Annotated in this window: 4 protein-coding genes; all 4 read left to right on the top strand. The window is 32.9% G+C overall.

Going from position 1 to position 2745, the window contains the following annotated elements; all coding sequences use genetic code 11:
- Positions 1–158 precede the first annotated feature (158 nt).
- The 4 genes from ACMUOV_RS04305 to rpiB all read left to right on the top strand — a co-directional run bounded on the left by ACMUOV_RS04305 (position 159) and on the right by rpiB (position 2666).
- The gene (locus ACMUOV_RS04305) at positions 159–587 is read left to right on the top strand and encodes an RrF2 family transcriptional regulator (RefSeq protein WP_413853884.1); all 429 of its coding nucleotides are present in this window, start codon (positions 159–161) and stop codon (positions 585–587) included.
- Positions 588–746: 159 nt separating this feature from the next.
- Positions 747–1502, top strand: coding sequence for a triose-phosphate isomerase (gene tpiA, locus ACMUOV_RS04300; RefSeq protein ID WP_413853883.1), 756 nt, complete (start codon positions 747–749; stop codon positions 1500–1502).
- Positions 1503–1631: 129 nt separating this feature from the next.
- Complete coding sequence (pduL, locus tag ACMUOV_RS04295; protein ID WP_413853882.1) at positions 1632–2216, top strand: phosphate propanoyltransferase; 585 nt, start codon at positions 1632–1634, stop codon at positions 2214–2216.
- Positions 2217–2228: 12 nt separating this feature from the next.
- A complete protein-coding gene (gene rpiB, locus ACMUOV_RS04290; protein ID WP_413853881.1) occupies positions 2229–2666 on the top strand; it encodes a ribose 5-phosphate isomerase B in 438 nt (145 codons plus the stop codon).
- The last annotated feature ends 79 nt before the right edge of the window (positions 2667–2745 follow it).

Here is a 2745-nt window from a genome sequence, read left to right as displayed (position 1 = left end):
TTCGAAGAATAGAGGGAAGGAAGTATAGAGGTATAGAAAAGGAAATAATAAAAAGTCATTATTACGAGTGAAACGAAGTAATTAATGTTGTTTCCATACATCCATGCATCTATACATCCATACATCAAAATCACCGAAGGTGATTGTAAGGAGTTAAAATGTTAATATCAACAAGGGGCAGATATGCCATTAGAGTAATAATAGATTTGGCACAAAATTCCAACGGGGAATATATTCCAATGAAAGATGTTGCCAAAAGGCAGGAAATATCTTTAAAATATTTGGAAAAAATTTTACCGATACTTACAAAACATAAAATTATAGAAGGTGTTCACGGTAAGGGCGGAGGATATAAATTAGGTAAAAATATAAATAAATATAAGGTTATAGATATACTGAAACTTACCGAAGGTGACCTTGCTCCCGTTGCGTGCTTAAAAAAAGGGTCAGCACATTGCAAAAGAAAATCTCATTGCAAAACCGTATTTATGTGGAATAAATTTTATGATATCATAAACAAATTTTTCGGTTCAATAACAGTAGAAGATTTGGTAAATGATAATAAAGATTTACAATTCTTTTTCTAATAAATATATAAAAATAATTTAACTTTCTTAATAAGTTTGCAGAAATCCGTTATCTGTGTCATTTGCCGATGTAATCTGTGTTGTAAATTTTTTTGATTTTTTATATCAATTTATTGTATCATATCAAAGATAAAATATTACTTTTAAGGAGATATAAAAATGGCAAGAAAACCTCTTATGGCAGGAAACTGGAAAATGAACAAAACCATACCGGAAGCAGTTGCTATGGTAAAGGAATTAAAAGGCAAAATTGCGGATGTTAAAGATGTTGATGTTTTAATTTGTCCTACATTTACCGCAATTGCAGCTTTGGCAAACGAAGCTAAGGGCTCAAATATAAATATCGGTGCACAAGATATTTTCTGGGAAGCAAAAGGTGCTTTTACGGGAGAAATTGCTCCCAATATGTTGGTTGATGCAGGTTGCACTTATGTAATAATCGGTCATTCCGAAAGAAGACAATATTTCGGTGAAACAAACGAAACTGTAAACAAAAAAGTTAAAGCTGCTTTGGCAAACGGTTTAATCCCGGTAGTTTGTGTAGGGGAAACTTTAAAAGAAAGAGAAGATGATGTTACATTTAAAGTTATCGAATCACAAATAAGGGAAGGTTTAAAAGATTTATCAAAAGAAGATGCCGCAAAAATAGTTATAGCATACGAACCTGTTTGGGCAATAGGAACGGGAAAAACAGCAACTCCCGACCAAGCACAGGAAGTTCATGCATTTGCAAGAAAAGTTTACGGTGAAATGTATGGTGATGCTTGCCAACAGGTAAGAATTCTTTACGGAGGTTCCGTAAAACCGGATAACGTTAAAGAACTTATGAAAAAAGAAGATATCGACGGCGGCTTGGTAGGCGGAGCAAGTTTAAAAGCCGATTCTTTTGAAGCTTTAGTAAAATTTAACAACTAATAAATTGCAAAGTAATTTTGGTTATAGGTTTTTAGGTTATAGGGTTATAAGTTATTTTTTAGTTTTTGCTGCTCAACCTATAACCTCATAACCCTATCACCTTATAACCCATAAAAAAGGACTAAAAAAATGAATGAAAACAGAGCAAATAATCCAATATTAACAAATGTATCAAACAGACATATTCATTTATCAAAAGATGATATGGAAGTGTTATTCGGAAAAGGGCATACCTTAACAAAAACAAAAGATTTGGTTCAACCGGGTGAACATGCCTGTGATGAAACCGTTACCATACAAGGTCCCAAAAGAGCAATAGAAAAAGTAAGAGTTCTCGGTCCTTTAAGAAAACAAACTCAGGTAGAAATTTTTGTAACCGATGCCATAAGGTTAGGGGTAAAACCTTGCATAAGGTTATCAGGGGATTTGGCAGGTTCCGAACCCATAAAAGTTATAGGTCCTGCAGGTTCAATTGACTTAAAAGAAGGTTGTATAGTTGCAAAAAGGCATATTCATTTTACAACAAAAGATGCAGAGTTTTACGGTGTTAAACACGGTGATAAATTAAAATTAAAAACAGAAGGTGAAAGAGGGCTTGTTTTTGATAATGTCATCGCAAGGGTAAGTGATAAAATGGCACTTGAATGTCATTTGGATATGGAAGAAGCAAATGCCGCAGGTGTTAAAAACGGAGACAAACTTTTTATATTGTAACGGGAAAAATATATGAAAATAGCATTCGGCTGTGACCATGCCGGTATAAAAATAAAAGAACAAATTATAAAATTTGTCGAAAGTTTAGGTTGTCAGGTTATTGATTGCGGAACTTTCAGCGAACAAAGTTGCGATTATCCCGATTTTGCATTTAAAGTGGCCGATTTCGTTTCTAAAAAAACGGCAGATAAAGGTATTTTAATTTGCGGAACCGGTATAGGTATGAGTATTGCAGCAAATAAAGTTAAAGGTATCAGGGCGGCGGTTTGTTGGAATAAAGAAACGGCAGCACTTATTGCACAACATAACAATGCAAACATTATTTGTGCAGGTGCAAGGTTTGCTTCCGCAGATGAAATTTGTTCTTGGATAAAAATATTTCTTGAAACAAAATTTGAAGAAAGACATTTAAAAAGAATAAATAAAATTACGGAAATTGAACAAAAATAAAAACAATGAAAAAAATATTTTTTATTTTAATTTTTTTATTTATAAATGCAGTCGTTTTTTCCGAACAAACAAATAAAGG

This window comes from Candidatus Ruminimicrobium bovinum (genome assembly GCF_902760015.1).
GTDB classification, from domain to species: domain Bacteria; phylum Elusimicrobiota; class Endomicrobiia; order Endomicrobiales; family Endomicrobiaceae; genus Ruminimicrobium; species Ruminimicrobium bovinum.
The sequence above is the reverse complement of the archived record's forward strand: the minus strand, read 5'-3'. Positions and strand labels throughout refer to the sequence as shown.

What these genes read in the sequence shown, in the direction of transcription:
- pduL (WP_413853882.1), top strand. Translation starts at nt 1,632, where the DNA reads ATGAATGAAAACAGAGCAAATAATCCAATATTAACAAATGTATCAAAC.
- rpiB (WP_413853881.1), top strand. Translation starts at nt 2,229, where the DNA reads ATGAAAATAGCATTCGGCTGTGACCATGCCGGTATAAAAATAAAAGAA.
- tpiA (WP_413853883.1), top strand. Translation starts at nt 747, where the DNA reads ATGGCAAGAAAACCTCTTATGGCAGGAAACTGGAAAATGAACAAAACC.
- ACMUOV_RS04305 (WP_413853884.1), top strand. Translation starts at nt 159, where the DNA reads ATGTTAATATCAACAAGGGGCAGATATGCCATTAGAGTAATAATAGAT.